Annotated in this window: 13 protein-coding genes, 1 pseudogene and 1 riboswitch; of the genes and pseudogenes, 4 read left to right on the forward strand and 10 right to left on the reverse strand. The window is 61.9% G+C overall.

Annotated elements, in window-relative coordinates:
- Nucleotides 1-28: 28 nt before the first annotated feature.
- The 6 genes from ACTG2T_RS06575 to ACTG2T_RS06600 all read right to left on the reverse strand — a co-directional run bounded on the left by ACTG2T_RS06575 (nt 29) and on the right by ACTG2T_RS06600 (nt 4,682).
- Complete coding sequence (locus ACTG2T_RS06575; protein WP_005340296.1) at nt 29-352, reverse strand: DUF1820 family protein; 324 nt, start codon at nt 350-352, stop codon at nt 29-31.
- Between the two features lie 138 nt (nt 353-490).
- On the reverse strand, nt 491-1,378 hold the full coding sequence (locus ACTG2T_RS06580) for a YjjW family glycine radical enzyme activase (protein ID WP_330124919.1): 888 nt from the start codon (nt 1,376-1,378) through the stop codon (nt 491-493).
- 10 nt (nt 1,379-1,388) lie between these two features.
- A complete protein-coding gene (locus ACTG2T_RS06585; RefSeq protein WP_330124920.1) occupies nt 1,389-2,915 on the reverse strand; it encodes a YjjI family glycine radical enzyme in 1,527 nt (508 codons plus the stop codon).
- A 122-nt stretch (nt 2,916-3,037) separates the two neighbouring features.
- Entirely contained in the window at nt 3,038-3,373 is a 336-nt protein-coding gene (locus tag ACTG2T_RS06590; protein WP_005340292.1) for an AzlD domain-containing protein, read from the reverse strand.
- Nucleotide 3,374: 1 nt separating this feature from the next.
- Entirely contained in the window at nt 3,375-4,082 is a 708-nt protein-coding gene (locus ACTG2T_RS06595; RefSeq protein ID WP_279488810.1) for an AzlC family ABC transporter permease, read from the reverse strand.
- A gap of 120 nt (nt 4,083-4,202) precedes the next feature.
- Nucleotides 4,203-4,682: a L,D-transpeptidase family protein gene (locus ACTG2T_RS06600; protein ID WP_031227763.1), complete on the reverse strand. Its 480-nt coding sequence runs from the start codon at nt 4,680-4,682 to the stop codon at nt 4,203-4,205.
- A gap of 279 nt (nt 4,683-4,961) precedes the next feature.
- On the opposite strand from ACTG2T_RS06600, the gene ACTG2T_RS06605 reads away from it, so the two are divergent.
- Nucleotides 4,962-8,129 (forward strand): S41 family peptidase, encoded by a 3,168-nt coding sequence (locus ACTG2T_RS06605; protein WP_330124921.1) that lies wholly within the window; start codon nt 4,962-4,964, stop codon nt 8,127-8,129.
- Between the two features lie 15 nt (nt 8,130-8,144).
- On the opposite strand, the gene ACTG2T_RS06610 is transcribed toward ACTG2T_RS06605, so the two are convergent.
- A complete protein-coding gene (locus ACTG2T_RS06610; RefSeq protein WP_330124922.1) occupies nt 8,145-9,437 on the reverse strand; it encodes a ferredoxin reductase family protein in 1,293 nt (430 codons plus the stop codon).
- A gap of 308 nt (nt 9,438-9,745) precedes the next feature.
- Here ACTG2T_RS06610 and ACTG2T_RS06615 point away from each other — a divergent pair, with 308 nt between their 5' ends.
- Nucleotides 9,746-9,982 carry a hypothetical protein gene (locus ACTG2T_RS06615; protein ID WP_330124923.1) on the forward strand — a complete coding sequence of 79 codons (237 nt, stop codon included), beginning with the start codon at nt 9,746-9,748 and terminating at the stop codon, nt 9,980-9,982.
- Between the two features lie 79 nt (nt 9,983-10,061).
- Here ACTG2T_RS06615 and ACTG2T_RS06620 read toward each other — a convergent pair whose 3' ends face one another.
- A complete protein-coding gene (locus tag ACTG2T_RS06620) occupies nt 10,062-11,927 on the reverse strand; it encodes a M3 family metallopeptidase (RefSeq protein WP_330124924.1) in 1,866 nt (621 codons plus the stop codon).
- Nucleotides 11,928-12,203: 276 nt separating this feature from the next.
- Here ACTG2T_RS06620 and ACTG2T_RS06625 point away from each other — a divergent pair, with 276 nt between their 5' ends.
- Together ACTG2T_RS06625 and gbpA are read left to right on the forward strand one after the other, a co-directional pair.
- A complete protein-coding gene (locus ACTG2T_RS06625) occupies nt 12,204-13,886 on the forward strand; it encodes a methyl-accepting chemotaxis protein (protein WP_201986191.1) in 1,683 nt (560 codons plus the stop codon).
- Between the two features lie 265 nt (nt 13,887-14,151).
- Nucleotides 14,152-14,236, forward strand: a riboswitch (cyclic di-GMP riboswitch).
- A 65-nt stretch (nt 14,237-14,301) separates the two neighbouring features.
- Nucleotides 14,302-15,723 (forward strand): N-acetylglucosamine-binding protein GbpA, encoded by a 1,422-nt coding sequence (gene gbpA, locus ACTG2T_RS06630; protein ID WP_330124925.1) that lies wholly within the window; start codon nt 14,302-14,304, stop codon nt 15,721-15,723.
- Nucleotides 15,724-15,793: 70 nt separating this feature from the next.
- Here gbpA and cbl read toward each other — a convergent pair whose 3' ends face one another.
- Together cbl and ACTG2T_RS06640 are read right to left on the reverse strand one after the other, a co-directional pair.
- Nucleotides 15,794-16,741, reverse strand: a complete 948-nt coding sequence (cbl, locus tag ACTG2T_RS06635; RefSeq protein ID WP_159157696.1) for an HTH-type transcriptional regulator Cbl — start codon at nt 16,739-16,741, stop codon at nt 15,794-15,796.
- A 123-nt stretch (nt 16,742-16,864) separates the two neighbouring features.
- A pseudogene (locus ACTG2T_RS06640) lies at nt 16,865-17,931 on the reverse strand (sulfate/molybdate ABC transporter ATP-binding protein).
- Nucleotides 17,932-17,935 lie beyond the last annotated feature (4 nt).

Genomic DNA, 17,935 nt, shown 5'->3' on the forward strand with positions numbered 1-17,935 from the left:
GCGGCGAAACATCAAGGGCAATAAGGGATTAGGGACGTTTGGTATAGATGGGGCTGGGGAAGGAGGCGACGTTGCTGCCCAGATCCGTGATGCGGGCAGCCCCCTGCTTTTTCACCTGATCGATGCGCAGCACCTGATGCATGGGAATAAGGGTCTGGCGCACATCGGCAAATTCGCTCTTGAGCTTCTCGTGACTGGGATCGACGATAAGTGCCGTATGGTTATCCCAGACAAAATCGGCAATCTCGATAAAACCAAACAGTTGGCCCTGATTGACTTCGCGCACATAGACTTCGTAGCGCTCGCTGTGGCAAATAAACTGAACCCGATATAACGCCTTGCTTTCACTCATGATTATCTGTCATTGAGGGGTAAGAAGATGGCCATTATTCTAGCCGCCGTTCTCGCCCCCTCCAATAGACAGAAATCACAGTTGCGGCCTTTCCATGCCGCACCTCACGCCATGACGGTCACCGGATGACGCAACCACTCAGCCCATCAAGGCAGGCAGTGAGACCGGCCCCAATCCCGCTGCACGCAAACGACTGGCCAACTGTTCCAGCTCGGTTTGGTGAGCCTCTGGCCATTGCGCCGCCTCCCCCCGCACCCCGTGGTGGCGAAAGCCGTTGAGGCGAATGGGCACAGGCCCAAGCTGCTGCAAGAAGGCGGCGAGATCCGCGTCCAGCTCACCACTCGCATCCAGAAAATCGCTCTTGCCCGGCACATGGAGCAGCCGCAGTTCGGTCAGCTTGTCGTGGCGTGCCAGCAGTTGCAGCGATCCCAGCACCCGCTCGCGACCATAGCCGGTCAGGGTGTGATGCACCGAGTCACGCCACCCCTTGAGATCGAGCATGGCGCCGTCGAGCACCGGCAGCAGCCGCTGCCAGCCGGTTTCGGCCAGCGAACCGTTGCTGTCGAGCAGGCAACTGAGATGGGCCAGATCCGGCGCGGCCTTGATGGCGGTAAAGAGAGCAACCACAAAGGGGAGCTGGGTGGTCGCCTCACCGCCGGAGACGGTAATCCCGCTCAGCAGTGGGCCGTAGCGGCGCAGCAGGGCCAGCACCTCGACCACCGTCATGGTAGCGGTCTTGGGATTGGCACTGCGCGGGCAGACATCCAGACAGGCGTCGCAATCGGTACAGAGCGCCGCCTGCCATTGTATCTTGCCTTCGCTCAAGGTGAGGGCACCGCTTGGGCAGACCGCAAGGCAGTCACCGCAATCGTCACACAGCCCTATGGTGTGCGGATTGTGGCAACCGGGGCAGCGAAAGTTGCACCCTTGCAGAAACAGCACCAGCCGGTTACCCGGCCCGTCGACACAGGAGAACGGCAGCACCCTGCTTACCAAGGCGCTGCGTGTTGGCAATACATCAGCCATCGGTGCGAACTCAATACTCGCCGATGGTCGATTCGTGGGCGACCACTCGCGGCGCCCTCTGACGAATGGCGGTCACTTCACTCGCCTCGGCACCGAGACAGGTGGTCTGCAAGCGCGACCCCTCCTCTGCGAAGCGGGCCACGTCGCTCTTGCGGATCATATAGCCGGTCACCCGCACCAGATCGCTGTCGGCCACGTTGGCGGTGAACTCGCGCATACCGATAGCGAGCGCCCCTTTGCAGAGCTGCAGCAGTGCCTGCGGGTTCTGACGGATGGTGGGATCCAGCGTGAGGATCTCGCTGATCCCCGAATGGTAATAAGTGTGGTGCGGTGCCAGTGCCAGCACATGGCTTGCAGGATCCGGCTCCTGCCCGTAGGGAATGCGCACCCCGGGGGTAACAGCCACATCGATGCTGAGGCCACCTTGCGAGTGCAGCAGCGCGCGACCACCCCAAGCATGGGTCTGCGGGGTCGTGGTCACATAGGCGGAGAGCTGGGCCGAGATGCGATAGCCAAGCTGGTTAGCCTCCTCGCCATGGCCGTAGCGATCCGGCAGATTCTCTTTATCCATCAGGATATTGACCGCTTCCGCCATGCCGTAGATACCGAACATGGGGACAAAGCGATCCTCATCCAGCAGCCCCTCTTTCACCAGAAAGCTGTCGAAGAAACCGGACTCATCATGGAGGAAAGCAGCCCGCGCTTCGATCAGCTGAGAGGCCAAGCGGCAGTAGTGGGGCAGCAGGCAGCCGAGGAAGTCATCGATCCCCTGACACTGCTCGGCGACCCGCTTGAGGGAGATGCGCACCAGGGTGTTGGCGCCCCCGGCCTGAGGCAGGGCGTTGTAGCAGCTGACGATACCAAAACCACGCTGGTCGAAGGTATCGCGGTGGATCGGGTAGTTGGCGATGTGCGGCTTGCTGCACTCGGCGATATTCTTCACCGCCTGCAGCAGCAGGCTGTCCGGGGTCTGCTCCGGATCGTGGAAGAAGGTGAGGTTCGGCGCCACCTGCTTGAGCTCGTTGTCGATGCGCAGGATCAGGCGGCAGATACGGTTGTCATCCGGCCCGATATTAACGTGCATGAAGGCGTCCGGCAGCACCCTGTCCAGATAGACCCAGAACCCCTTCAGCTTGCGATAGAGGGTCTCGTCATCCAGTTCGCCGACAAACGGCAACAGCAGATGGTCGAGCCGACCCAGCCAGACCGGCATGCCGGTGACGGAGGGGACATGGTGATAGAGGATGCGCAGGGCGTTGAGCGCCTCGTCGAAATCCTGTGGTGGTGCCAGCTCCAGCCAGGCAGAGCCCTGAGTCAGGAATTTTTCATAGTCCGGCAGCACATAACGCGGCTTGTAGGGGGCATGCCCTTCGAACATGTCGCAGATAAAACCCAGCTCCATCGCCTCGGCGACTGCGGCAGGCAGGTCGGGGTAGGGCAACGCATTCTCGGCGGCCAGCGCCAGTGCGTGGCTCTTCTGGGCGGCGGAGAGATGGGGATCGCGCACGATACGCTGACAGGTTTCGATCAAAGACATGGGACACTCCTTCACGGACAGAGCCCATATCCTCACCATTTGCAGGCTTTTTTTGAAGTGACATTCATGACATGACGGATGTCGAATAATGACATCCATTACACAAGATCACGGCTCGCGCTTCACCAAGGCAAGAGCTCGGCTATGCCTCCCAGCCAGCGCAGCAGGAAGAAGCCCCCCATTCCACCCACCACCACAACCAGAGTCGGCAGCCGCAACAGGGTCAAGAGCATCACCCACAGGGTGGCGGTCAGGTAGTCAGGATCCCAGTCAAGACCTATCCCCGGCTCGTAGCTAAAGACGATGGGCAACCAGATGGCAGTCAGCACCGACTGGGCCGAGAAGCCGAGAAACGCCCCCATCTCGGCACCCGGCTGATATCGGGTCAACCGAGAAAAGAAGGCGAAGCGGTTGAAAAAGGTGATCAGGGCCAGCAGGCCAATCATCAGCCAGCTCACGCTACCTCCTCATCCGGTGCAACACATAGCCCACCACCATGCCAGCCAGAGCCGAGACGATGATGTGGATCTCCGCCAGCAGCGGCTTGGTAAGCAACGCTGTGCCGCCGCTCACCAGAGTGGCCGCCACCATGGGCAAGTTTTTCATGGCGGGAATGGTCATGGCGATGAAGGTGGCCGCGATGGCAAAATCCAGCCCCATGCTGTCCAGTCCATCGATGTACTGGCCGGCCGCGATGCCGACCAGGGTCGCCAGATTCCAGAACAGATAGAAGACGAATCCCGCGATGAGCGCGTAGGCCGGATCAAAGTGGCCGCTGCGCTCCCGGTCTTTCAGCGCCACAGCGAACATCTCATCAGTCAGGAAAAAAGCAAGGCTGGCCCGCCAGCGCAGGGAGAGCGGCAATACGTCACGGCGGAAGGTGAAGCCGTATAGCAGATGCTGGGAAGTGATCACCATGGTGGAGCCCATGATGGGCAGCAGGGGCGTGCCCGCCCCGAACAGGGTCGTGGCCGAGAGCTGGGCGGCTCCGGCGTAGACCAGCAACGACATCAGCTGAGCCTGAAGCGGACTCAGCCCTGCCTGCAACGCCAAAGCGCCACACAGGATCCCCCAGGGGATCACAGAAATGGAGAGCGGGAGCATATCCAGTGTGGCACGCCACCAGAGCATCCCCGTTCGCTCGGGCACGCTCGTTACTGACATCATGTGATCTTCCTTGTCACAGCCAAAGCGAGCCGAAAAAACTAGCACGGGACGGCAAGCGCTGTCACGTCATCACTGGCGGGAAATAAAACGCCCGCGGAGTCGCGGGCGTGCACAAGGGGATCAGGGCTCGATGACGATGGGCGTACCCGGGTCAACGGCGTCCCACACCTCATCCAGCTCGTGATTGAGCATGGCGATGCAGCCATTGGTCCAGTTGGAAGGCTGAACCCTGCGGTTGCCAATGCTGTTGCGCTGGCCGTGGATCATGATCATGCCACCCGGACGAACACCCAGCTCATTGGCGCGCTTGATGTCATCCAGGTTCGGATAGTTGATATGGATGGCTTTGTAGTAGCCGGAATTGGTCTTCTTGTAGTCGAGGGTGTAGCGCCCTTCCGGCGTACGCTGATCCCCTTCCTGCTGCTTGTGCCCCTTGGGCGCCGGGCCCAGAGCAATCCAGTAGCGCTTCAGTTCTTTGCCATCCTTCATCAGGGTCAGGCTATAGGTCGACTTCTTGACCACCACCAAATCGGCTTTTTCGGTCAAGGCAAAACTCAATGCGGGCCAAAGCCCCAACAAACACAGTAATACGGCTCTCATTCCATCCCTCGACAAGCCTCTGGTGCGGGCTTTTCTTGTTACCAGATCATCTGAACGATGCCCGCCGAGCGGCGAGCGAGCGCCATGATATTGGATCGCCATCAATACTCAATATGCCCGGCAAAACATATCTTGCCGCAGCCAGGCCATCTTCCTTGAACGCCGTCATTTGGTATTGGTAATTAACAGTTAAAACAACAAGATACCAAAAATTATCGCGCTGGCACCCGGGGCAATGATCGGCGAAGATAACACTCCACTCCCCGACAGGATCATGCCATGCGCTCTTCGTGCCGCCTCGCCACCCTGCTGTTCTCGCCACTTCTGCTCTGGCTGCCCGCCATTGTCGCCGCCGATGCACTCTGGCTGCGCGAGCCCGCCCTCTCCCCCGATGGCAAGCAGCTTGCCTTCACCTGGCAGGGGCGCATTTTTGTCGCCAGTGCCGAGGGTGGCCCCGCTACGGCGCTCACCGGCAGCGACTACCTGAGCCAGCGACCAATCTGGTCGCCGGATGGCAAACAGCTCGCCTTTGCCGCCAATCTCTACGGCAACGAAGATGTGTTCGTGGTACCCGCCAGCGGCGGCGAGATGGTGCGCCTCACCCGCGATTCGCGCACCGATCTGCCGCAAGCCTTCAGCGCCGATGGCAAACGACTGCTGCTGAGCAGCCAGCGCCTGGGGGCGCCCGATGCCGACCATTTTGTCGCGGAAGGCTACCAATGGGGCGAGCTCTACTGGACCCCGATCACCGGCGGCACCTTGCAGGCCGATCTGCCGCTGCCTGCGACCCTCGCCCGTCCCCACGGGGAGCGGATCGCCTATCAGATGCCCGCGGCGGATCAACCCTTTCGCAAGCATCAGCACTCGTTCGCGGTGCCCCGTCTCTGGCTGTTTGATGGCAAGCAGCACAAGCAGCTGACCGAAGATCGGGTGGCGGCCACCGATCCGGTCTGGAGCGACAAGGGAGATACCCTCTTTTACCTGAGCGAGCGCAGCGGCAATTTCAACGTCTGGCGCCGGGATCTTGCCAGCGGCAAGGAGCAACAGCTGACCCACTATCAGGGCCATCCGGTGCGGGGGCTCAGCGCCTCTCGCAGTGGCGATCTGGTCTGGTCATGGCTGGGCGAGCTCTATCGCCTCGATGCCGATAGCAGCGAGCCACGCAAGCTGACCCTCACCCCGCAAGTGGCCAGCGCGCCGGATGAGGCGAGCGAGACCCTGGCCCTGGCAGACGAAGCGCTGGTCAGCGAAGAGGCAGATGAGTTGATCCTGGTGAGCGAGGGCAACCTGTTTGCCGTCGACCCCGAGCGGGAAAGGGTGCGCCAGCTGACCCGCGATCCGAGCGAGCAATCCAGCCCTCTCTTTGCCGAGCAGGGGCGCGCCCTCATCTATCTGTCGGAGCAGCAGGGGCACGCCGCCCTCTATCGCCTGCGCAAGGGGGACCCTGATCTGCTGTTCAGCGATCCCGGCACTCTGACCGAGAGTCTGCTGCTGGCGATTCCCGACAAGGGGATCAGCTGTCCGGTGCTCTCCCCCGACGGCAAGCAGCTCGCCTTCGTGGTGGATGGCCAGGCCATCCATCTGCTGGATCTGGCGAGCAACAAGCAGCGGGAGCTGGTGCCTGCCAGCTTCAACCCGTCGCGCCACGAGGTGCATCTCGCCTTTGCCCCCGACTCCCGCCATCTGGCGCTCACCTTCCGCCCCGATGCGGCAGAGCAGGAGATCGCGGTGATCGACACGGCCAATCCCAAGGCCAAACCGGTCAATGTCAGCCTCAACGGCTATCAGGATGGGCAACCGGGCTGGAGTCAGGATGGCGCCATCCTCTACTGGCAATCGACCCGGTTTGGCGCACTGGGGCCCGATGGCGAGCCCCTCGTCACCAACCTGCTCGGCATTTACAGCAGCCGCGCCGCCAGAGCCGATGCGATTGCCGAACTGGAGCCGCCGAAAGGGGGATACGGCTTTGAGAGCGATCGTCTCAACCATCGCGAAGCGCTGCTGCTGCAACCCACCGGCACCCTGCTTGCCAGCCGCATCATCGGCGACCAGCTGATCTATCTGGTGGAGGAGATGGGGGTCAACAGCGAGAGCGAGATCAAGGGCTACAGCCAGGACCTGCGCAAGGGCAAAACCAGCGAACTGTTTGGTGAGCAGCCCGGCCCTGCGCTGGCAAGCCTCAACCAGCAGGGCACCCTGGCTACCCTGGTGCGCGATGGGGAGATCACCCGGATCCACCTCGACTCCGGCGAGGCCACCAGCACCCCCTTCGCCTTGCAGCCCACCAGCCGCTGGCAGGAACGCATGACCGCCGCCTTCGATCAGATCGCCCGGCTCACCCGGGACGAGTTCTATCTGGACGACATGAACGGGGTGAACTGGGATAGCTATGTCGCCGCTTACCGCCGCCTGCTGCCGGGCATCGGCAACCCGCGGGACTTTGGCAACCTGCTGGCGGAGCTGGCTGGCGAGCTCAATGTCTCCCACACCTGGGGCAGCGGCCCCGCCCCCTTCCCGCGCATGGCGGACGAGACCGCCAGCCTTGGCGGCTACTGGCAGGATGGCGAGCAGGGGGTGATGCTCACCGCCCTACTCTCTGGCGGCCCGCTGGATCAGGAGAGCGATATCGCCCCGGGCGCCCGCCTGCTCGCCATCAACGGCGTCCCGATTGCCAATCTGGCCGAGCTGGATCGGGCCCTCAACCATCAGGCCGGTGCCCGGCTTGCCCTCACCTTCCAGCAGGAGGGCAACAAGCAAACTGACGAGGTAGTGCTCACCGCCATCAACAAGCTGCAGGAGTACCAGCTGCAACAGGATCGCTGGATTGAGAAACGGCGGGAACTGGTGGCCAGCCTGAGCGGAGGACGGGTCGGCTACGTCTATCTGCCGGCAATGAATAGCGAGGTCTACGATGCAGTGGTGGCGGATGCCCTCGGCAGACAGCGCAATCGCGATGCGCTTATCGTCGATGTCCGCTTCAACAGCGGCGGCTATCTCGCCAATACCCTGGTGGAGTTTTTGACCGGCAGCGGCAGCACCAAGGGGATGGCCAGCAGTTGGCCCCGTCAGGGCAAGGGGGAAACCGATGCCGCCACTCGCCAGTGGACCAAGCCTTCGGTGGTGCTGGTCAACGCTGGCAGCTACTCGGAAGGTTCCGCCTTCCCCGAGTACTACCGTGCCCTCAAGGTCGGCCCCATCGTCGGCGATCCGGTGCCCGGCACCGGCACCATGGTCTACAGCCACGACTCCCGGCTGATCCCGGGACTCTCCTACGGCATTCCGACCCTGGGGCTGCGCAAACCGGACGGTACCTTCTACGAGAATCAGGAGCTGATCCCGGACCAGCAGGTGCCCCTCACTCCGGCTGACATGGTGGCTGGACGCGACCCGCAGCTGGAGGCGGCGGTACAAGCCGCCCTCAAGCAGTTGCCAGCCAGCGCCAAATAACGGCGCCCATCGAGCTCAACGAAAGCGGAACAGCTCGCGATGCAGATGCCCGTCCGGCAACAGCCGGGTCAGGGCATCTGCCATCCCCTCCGGCCCGCAAAACCATACCTGCTCGGGCGCATCCTGCGCGATGCGGGCCAGATCCAGCCGCCCGGCCACCTTGTCCAGATGCAGCTGATAACACACACCGGTGCGATGACAGAGCTCGGCCAACCGCTGCTGGTAAACGGCCCCCGCCAGATCCGGCGCGCACTGGATCAGAGTGATCCCTTCGCCCCGCTCCCCACGGGCAGCCAGCCCCTCCAGCCAGGCGACGAACGGCGTGATACCGATCCCGGCCCCCAGCCAGAGGGTTCTACCTCCCCCTTGCGGGGCGACAAAGGCGCCATAGGGGCCGGTCACCACCACCCCATCCCCGACGCGCGCCTCTGCCACCAGCTGACGAGTATGATCCCCGAGCGCCCGCACCGCGATCACCAGCTGGCGCCGATCCGCCGACACCCGCACCAGGGTAAAGGGGTGCGTCCCCTCCTTGGCATCAAATTCGAAAAAGGCAAACTGACCCGGGCGGTAATGGGCGAGCGGCCTCTCCAGCTGCATGGTCAGCTCGCAGGTGTGATCCGCCAGCGCCCGCACCGCAATGACCCGGCCGGGATGGCGATCCCGCGCCCCCACTTGCCCCAGCAGGGAGTAGAGGGCCCCGATAGCTCCCAGCCCACCGATTAACCAGATCGCTACCCCCACCGGGGTCATGGCCCCAATCTGAGGCAGCAGGCAGAGCCCGTGGCCCCAACCCGCCAGATAGATGAGCGGCGCCAGCCGGTGGATCAGCCGAAAGCGGCCATAACTGACCAGCGCCAGCAAGCTCACCACCACCAGTGCGATCAGCAGATAGAAACTCCACTCACCCAGGGTATTGCCAAGGGCATGGAGCGAGATGCCATTACCTGCACCAGCTCCAGCTGCACTGGCCCCACGCCGAGCGGGACGACTCAGCCAACCCGCCGAGACTGCCCACTTGGGCACCTCCACCAGCAGCCAGTGGGCGGTCAGCGCCAACGCACCGCCGATGGCCGTCTGACGGTGCCATCGCAACATCCGGTCCAGACCGCCACACCACACCTCCAGCTGCGGCAGACGCAACGCCAGCAACAGCGAAATGGCCATATAAGTCATCCCCAGCAGACCCGTCAGCAGCAACATCTCATGGCGCCAGGGCCACACCCCGTTGGCATCCCCCGCATAACCCAGCCACCAGACCCCGACCGCCAGCAGCGGCAACAGCCACCACATCCATTTGTTCGTCATAACATGCTCCCTGGTTCCATCGCGGCAGGGCCTCATCTCCCTGCTAATGGCGCCATTACACACCTGTCCGGTCACAAGACTTTGCCATAGGGGGAAGCTTGTGTGGCAATGTGTGACAAACGGAAACAAAAGAGGGGTCAACTGGCCCCTCATGATCACCCTTGTTGGCTCGCCCCTCTTCACAGGAGATGGCGCACAATCCACCTCCGCTGTGATTGACGACCTGCCAGAAAAAGGAATCAAATGGGGACATTACATATCTGCGGCGGAAAACCTGCTGCCCACTCTTCCGGACAAGGAGATCCCCCTTGCTTGCATCCACCGAACAACGCTACTGCCCGAGTTGTCAGCGCGAGACCAACCATGTCGTGGTGCTGGTCGACAAATCCTATGGAAAAGAGGTGAAACCAGAGCAAAAGCGCACTGCATTTATCAAAGACTTCATTACCGGCTGGGCCGCCGGCCCCTTTCTGGCCAACATGGATCGCTTTGAACGCCATACCATCTGTGAAAATTGTGGAAATAAAGTCATTGATGAATCGTGAATAATGAAAAAAGAATGGCAGGAAGGTCGCCCCTCCTGCCAATTGCCTATTCATATCAAGCCTGCCTTCATCACATCACTTACTGCACGCAGCTCAGCTCCTCTCTGACATCTCCAGCAAAGTAGCACCGGGTAATCCACGCCTCGAAGTCGGCCAGCATGCGGGTTTCCGACTCGCTGTTGTCGGCGATAAGCTCGGCGCCGTGTACCACCCGGATATGGGCATCAAGCGGGCTTCCCTCGCCAGCCGCGGGGCGCTGCTGGGCTGCGGCCATGCAGGCCTGCGCCTGTTGCCAGGCTTCGGCGGCGCTCAGGTTGCATGCCTCGGCCAGCGGCACCGCGCTAAACCCCTCGCCAGTCAGGCTGCGCAGGGTCTCATCGTGACTCATGCCGTTGCCAGGCCCCCAGTAGTGGGCGGCCAGATCCGGCCCGATACGCGGGTTGTCGGTGAGGTAGCCATCACGTTTGAGGAAAAAGGCGCGGGTCTGCTCCACCGCCATCAGCGCCAGCAGGTAGCCGTGATAGGCGCAGGCCGACTCCTGATTAAGGAGGTGCGGAATGGCCAGCAACGGGCGCGGGCTCTCGACCCCGAGGATCTTGCGCTCCCACTGGCGGGCCAGCGCCAACACAGCCTCGGGGGTGCGCTCGGCCTCACCCATGGCGTAGAGATCCCGCTCGAAGTAGGCCACCAACGCGATCTGGCGCTCGTTAAAAGCGCGAAACGGCTGACGCGCTTCAATCATCTCCTTGATGAGGGCGTCGGGAACAGCCTCTCCTGCCGCATTTCTAGCGTAACGTTTGAGCCAGTCGGCATCGTCCAGCAGGCTGTCGCAGAACATCGACTGGGTCTCGGCATAAGCCATGGAAGTTGGCGGGAACTCCTGGGAGAAGCAGGGGGCGTTGCCGGTGACATTGGCAAAATGCGCGGCGTGCCCCCCCTCGTGGAACAGGGTGTTGAGGCCACTCCAGCCGCTGCCCACCTGCGCCGGATCGGCCAGGCTGGTGAAATTGACCACCGCAGGCACCCAATCCCCTTGCTGGAAGAAGCTCGGAACCGGGCCGTGGCAGAAGCCGTTCTCGTATTTCCCCTCCCGTGTCAGCAAATCCAGGGTCAGGGTCGCCCCGCGATACTGGATGCCGAGCCGGCGGAAGCTCTCGACCCAATCTCGCAGCGCCCGCGAGAAGGGCACGTAAGGATCGAGCTGACGGGTCACGTCGCCGCTCACGCTGTAACGCAGGTTGTGAGGCAGCAGGGCCGCCTCGCCCTTGGCGGCCTTCAGCTCGGCCAGGCTCTGCTGCAACCGAGCGTCGGTGCGGGCAATAAAGTCGTCGAGGATGGCGAACAGCTGCTCCGGGCTCATCTGCTCGTTCTTGCGCACCTTGTAGTCGAAGTAGTCGCGATAGCCCATGGCGCGGGCAAAGCGGTTGCGGAGCGCCACCACCTCGAGAAAACCGTTGCCGACCACCCACTGCTCCAGGGTGTGGAACATGGCGAGCGCGCTCTGGCGCACCGCCTTGTTCGGGCTGGCGGCAAGGGAGGTACTCGCGGCGGGCAGGCTGCCTGCGACCTGCTGGCCCTGCTCATCCAGCAGGGTCAGTTTCAGCCCCTTGCGGCGGGCGAACAGCGCCGCCTCGGCAGCCACCAACTCATCCATCAGGGCGGATGCGGCGGGATCTTCAATCACATTGCACTCGAAGAAGGCGATCCAGCCTTGCAGACCGCGCTTGAGATCATCCTCGTCGGCCTGCGCCAACATCTCCCGCAATTCGGGCAGACGGGCCGGATTGGCACAAAAGGCCTTGTAGGCCTGCTCGGCCGCGGTGAAACCGGCCTGATCGTCGCTGGTGCCCATATAGGTGGACCAGAAGAGATCCTCCTTGCGCCTGTGCACCTGCAGGTAGTCGGCGTTGAGCTGGTTGAAGTAATTCCTGGCAATGGAACTCATAAATTCCCTCTTGTTATGGGGTCACCCGCAGCGGGGCCCACTCCTTTTTTTAGTGAAATGCCAAATGATTCACACTCTTTGGCAAAAATTGCGCAGGGATGCGCATCAACACGCTACCAAAAAGTGGGGGTTGCTGTCTGCTGACTATACTGATGTTAAAACGCTCATTTGAGAAAGGTCGGCAAGAGACTGAAAGTAAATGAGTTGTTAACTCTTACGAACTGGCTGCCGCGGTACAGAGCCACATAAAATCAACAGGGAAATGAGGGTTTAGTCATGTTCAAGCTCGGTGATATTACCGTGAGCCGCAAATTGATTTTGCTGCTCGCACTGGCGTTTGTCGGTTTTGTCTCGCTGCTACTTATCTCGGCCAACGCGCTCCAGCGTAATCTGATGAGCGAGCGAGAGGCGCGGCTCAATGCGGTTCTGGAACAGGCCATGAGCCAGATCCAGTTTCTGGCCAGCACCCTGCCAGCAGAGCAGGCCCAGCAGGAGGCGCGCAAGCTGCTGACCAACACCCGCTTTGATGGCAACAACTATTTATTCGTCATCGACGAGAACCGCACCATGGTGGTTCACCCTATCCGTCCCGAACTGGTCGGCCAGAAGATGGGTGAAGGAAGCGCCGCCACCGCCGGGCAGTTCTGGTATCAGATGGTGGATATCGCCAAAGGGGGCAAACAGGGCACCCTGCAATATGTCTGGACAGGCCCATCGGGTGAAACCGCCGACAAGCTCTCCATGGTATCCGGCTATCAGCCTTGGGGCTGGATCCTCGGTTCCGGCATGCTGCTGCAAGATATTCAGCAGACCATCTGGGCCCAGTACATGAAGATGGGTACCGCCACCGCCATCGTGATCCTGCTGATGGGGTTGCTGGGCTGGCGCATCACCCACTCCATCGTCTCCCCCCTCAGTCAGATCAACCACGCCATGCAACGGGTCGCCAAGGGGGATCTGGTGGTGAGCATCCCGGTACAGGGCAAGGATGAGTTGGGAGTGGTCGCCCGCTGCACCAACCAGAGTCTCGATGCCATCCGTCACGCCCTGCTGGAGGCCAGCCAGGGGGCTCGCAACGTGGCGGATGCCGCCCTGCGCATCGCCGCCTCTGCCGAGCAGACCAATCAGGCGGTCACCAGCCAGCGGGATCAGCTGGCCCAGCTCGCTACCGCCATGAACGAGATGAGCGCCACCATCTCCGATGTGGCCGGGCACGCCGAAAATACCGCGCGGGATACCCAGGAAGCGACCGGTGAAGCTGGCCTCGGCAACCGCGACGTTCACGCCAGCGTGCACGGCATCAAGGCGCTGGCCACCGAGGTGGAGCAGGCCACCCAGCAGGTCAACCAGCTTAAAGAGGGAGTGATGCAGATCAGCGAAGTGACCGCCGTCATCAGCGCCATTTCGGAGCAGACCAACCTGCTGGCCCTCAACGCCGCCATCGAAGCAGCCCGTGCCGGTGAGCAGGGCCGCGGTTTTGCCGTAGTGGCCGACGAGGTGCGCCAGCTGGCCAGCCGCACTCGCCAATCCACCGAAGAGATCCAGAGCACCATTGCCCAGCTGCAGCAACGGGCCGTCACCGCCGCCAACGCCATGGATACCAGCCGCAAACTGGCAGAGAGCAGCGTCAACCAGTCCCAGCAGGCGGGGCAGGATCTCACCCTGATCGTCAACCACATCCAGCATGTAAGCGACATGGCCACCCAGATCGCTACCGCCGCCGAGCAGCAGAGCATGGTGGCCGAGGATATGAACCGCAACGTCAGCGGCATCAACGACTCGGCGCTGGAGATGTCCCAGTCCGCCTCGCAACTGGCGCAGGAGAGCGAGCTGCTGGCCGGTCTCTCCCGCAGCCTGGATGAGCGGCTTGCGGTGTTCAAATTGGGCAAGGAGTCCTCCACTGCACCAATGATGGCTCCCGTGTCTCCCCCGTCAGGCGAGCAGCGCGCCCGTCATTGATGGCGTCAATCCTTGTCGCCTTGTCACCCGACCTGCCAGCCAAGCTGGCAGGTTTTTTTTACGTCAGCAACACGCAATCAACATGCATCTTATCGGCATATTCAACGTTAATCGGTGCCATTCACAGATAAGAGAACAATTTAAAAACAGCCAGTTAGAATGATTTTCGCGCCATTGAATGGCGCATTTAAACATTTAACTTCAGATAATTAATCAATGCAGTACACAATGCTGATGGCCGAACATTTGGCCCATCACTAACCATCTAGTCATTTGGCAAACTGACCGAAAGGTGGGACGCAAAGCCTCCGGTCTACAGACGTTTTGTCCAGGATAGCGGGGTTGCCACACGCAAGTGTGCATCGGGGAACTCCCCGGCCAACTGACTGCCCACATCTATCGAACAGAGGAATGTATGGCAGCAAAAATCCAACTCAATCACATCGCGGCGATGCTGGCCCTGCTGGCCAGCGGCAGCGCCCTGGCCCACGGCTACATCAGCCAGCCAGAGAGCCGCAACTACCTGTGCAAAACCGGTGGCAACAGCCAGTGTGGCGGCGTGCAGTGGGAGCCCCAGAGCGTGGAGGGCCCATCAGGCTTCCCGCAGAGCGGCCCGCAGGATGGTCAAATCGCCTCGGCGGGCAGCCCGCGCTGGAGCGAGCTGAACATCCAGACCAGCGACCGCTGGACCAAGCGTGAAGTACAGCCCGGCCCCTTCGCCATCAGCTGGACCTTCACTGCCAACCACGTCACCCGCAACTGGCGCTACTACCTCACCAAGCAGGACTGGAACCCCAACCAGCCGCTCACCCGCGCCTCGTTCGACCTGACCCCCTTCTGCGTCATCGACGGCAACATGGTGCAGCCGCCCAAGCAGGTGACCCATAACTGCATCCTGCCGGAGCGCACCGGTTATCAAGTGATCCTTGGCGTGTGGGAAGTGGGCGACACCAGCAACAGCTTCTACAACATCATCGATGCCAAGTTCAAAGATGGCAGCCAGCCGCCGCTGGAGTGGAGCCAGGCAGGCACCATCTACCCCTCCATCGACCTCGCGGTGGGTGACAAGGCGATGACCCGGGTATTCGATGCCAACGGCGAGCGCCCGGAACTGCAGACCGTGCTGACCATCACCACCGCCGAGCAGGGCCAGAAGAACAGCTGGACCCATGCCCTCGCCAGCAAGATCAACGCCGAGCAGAGCCTGATCCGCGCCGGCCAGCAAGGAGCCGATGGCCAATTCAATCCGGTCTACGGTATGAACCCCGTCTATCTGCATCGAGACAGCAAACTGGATCGAGTCGAGATTGATCTGCAACAGCTGCAGCCGCCGGTAGTGGACAGCATCAGCGTCAGCGGTCTGGCCAGCGACTATTTGCTGGACAACGGCAAGGCAATCCTCGATTTCACCGTCACCGCACAGGGCGATCTGGTCGTCACCAACACCCTCTATGACCACGGCGGCGTCGCCAAGGGTGAAAGCAGTGCCGACATCAAGGACAGCAGCCACACCTTCACCATGGCGCTGGAAGGTCTCAAGGCTGGTCACCACCAGCTGGTGATCAAGGCCACCCCGAAAGCGGGTGGCGAGACCATCCAGCAGACCATGGACCTGATGTTCAAGGAGCAGAGCAGCGGCGAATACGACTTCGTCTTCCCGAACTCGCTCAAATCCTATGCCGCCGGCACCAAGGTGCAGCAGCCGAAAAATGGCAAGGTCTATCAGTGCAAGCCCTTCCCCTACAGCGGCTACTGCCAGCAATGGACCACCACCGCCACCCAGTACGAGCCGGGTGTCGGCTCCCACTGGCAAGAAGCCTGGATTGAGCTGAAGTGATCCGCAGCGGGTCATGACGCCATCAATACAACGGGGAGCCAGTGGCTCCCCTTTTGCTATCTCTTCTCATTCAAATCTGGAAGTCGAGGGCGGGTTCGCTGCCCATGGCGCGGGCCTGAATATCCGCCAGCGCCAGCTCGGGGTTGCAGAGCTGGATAAACTGCCAGGCAAAGTTGTGCTGGAACTGCCCCTGCTTGAGGCCAATCCAGGCAGTGTGGGGGGCAAACAGATGGCTGCCGTCGAGCTGTACCAGCCCCTGATCACGCTGGGTGTCGAACGCCATATCGGCCAGTATGCCGACCCCCATCTCCAGCTCGACATAGGTCTTGATGACATCGGAGTCCTGCGCCGTCAGCAGGATCTGCGGCTCGATACCAGCCGCAGCAAAGGCTTCATCCACCCGCACCCGCCCGGTCAACCCGGCTTGATAGGTGACGATGGGCCAGTTGGCCAGCGCCGCCAGCGTCAGATCCCGCTCGCCAGTAAGCGGATGTTGCTCGGGCACCACGATATTGTGGTGCCAGCGGTAGTAGGGGAATGCCACCACCCCTTCGCTTTTGTCGAGCTGCTCGCTGCTGATGCCGATATCCACCTCGCCGGTCTGCACCAGCCGCACTATCTCCTCCGGGCTGCCCTGACGCAGCTCCAGCTGCACCAGCGGGAACTGTTCGCGAAACGCCTTTACCACCCGCGGCAAGGCATAGCGCGCCTGGGTATGGGTGGTCGCCACCAGTAAACGTCCCGAGTCGCGGTTGGCGAAGGTGCTGGCCAGTTTGCGGATGTTGTTGGCGTCATTGAGAATGCGCTCGGCAATCACCAGCAGCTCCTTGCCAGGCTCGGTCATACCGAGCAGCCGCTTGCCGTAGCGGATAAAGAGCTCGATACCGAGCTCCTCTTCCAGCTCGCGGATATGGCGACTCACCCCGGATTGCGAGGTAAAAAGGGCGTTGGCCACCTCGGTCAGGTTGTAATCCCGCCGCGCTGCCTCCCGGATAATGCGTAACTGCTGAAAATTCACCTTGTCGCCTCCTGCGAAGAGTGGGCGACACAATCTGCTCGCCCCTCTCATTTTTGTTATTTGGCCGGATCATGCCCCGGCAGAGCGCCTGAACCGGGCGGCCACACCGCCCGCAACACAGCATCAAATCTGATAATCGGGATAGAACTGCGCCTGTCTGGCCACCAGCTTCACCCCCTGACCCGGGACAAACAGCTTGGCCGCCTCCTTGGTCAGCTCCGCCTCGTAGTGGGCCCCTTTGGTCTCTCCATCGCCACGCAGCTCCACCCTAATGCGTGGTCCCATGGGCAGCAGACGGGTAATGGTGGCGCGGATCCCGCCCGGCGCATCGGCTGGCAAGATCTCCAGCTCATGGGGACGGACATAGGCGATGGCGGCACTGCCGTGGGCCAGATGAGAAGCCGACGGCCCGCCGAGCAGCTGCTCACCGACACCGATCCCTGCTCCGCCACCCGACCGCGGAACTGGTTCACACTGCCGAGGAAGCTGTGGACGAAGGAGCTGGCAGGCTGGTCGTAGACCTCGGCCGGGGTGCCGATCTGCTCGACCCGTCCGGCATTCATCAGCACCACCCGATCCGCGACCTCCAGCGCCTCCTCCTGATCGTGGGTGACGAACAGGCTGGTGACGTGCAGCTCGTCGTGCAGCTCGCGCAGCCAGCGACGCAGCTCCTTGCGCACCTGCGCATCGAGGGCACCGAAGGGCTCATCCAAGAGCAGTACCTTGGGCTGCACCGCCAGCGCGCGAGCCAGCGCGACCCGCTGACGCTGACCGCCGGAGAGCTGGGTCGGATAGCGCTCGGCCACATGGCTGAGCTGCACCAGATCCAGCAGCTCCTTGACCCGGGCGCGAATGGCCGCCTCGGCCGGGCGCTCACTGCGCGGTTTGACTCTAAGGCCAAACGCCACGTTCTCGAAGACTGTCATATGGCGAAACAGGGCGTAGTGCTGGAACACGAAACCGACATTGCGCTCGCGCACATGGAGATCCGAGGCGTCCTCACCGCGGATGATGACGCTGCCACTGTCGGCCTGCTCCAGCCCGGCGATGATCCGCAGCAGGGTGGTCTTGCCACAGCCGGAGGGGCCGAGCAGGGCCACCAGCTCACCGTCGTGAAAGTCGAGGTTGATGTCTGCCAGCGCCGCGTACTGATTGAAATGCTTGTTGAGTTGTTGAACCTGAATGCTCATGGCT

It is taken from the genome of Aeromonas sp. 75A (genome assembly GCF_051919425.1).
Classification (GTDB): domain Bacteria; phylum Pseudomonadota; class Gammaproteobacteria; order Enterobacterales; family Aeromonadaceae; genus Aeromonas; species Aeromonas veronii.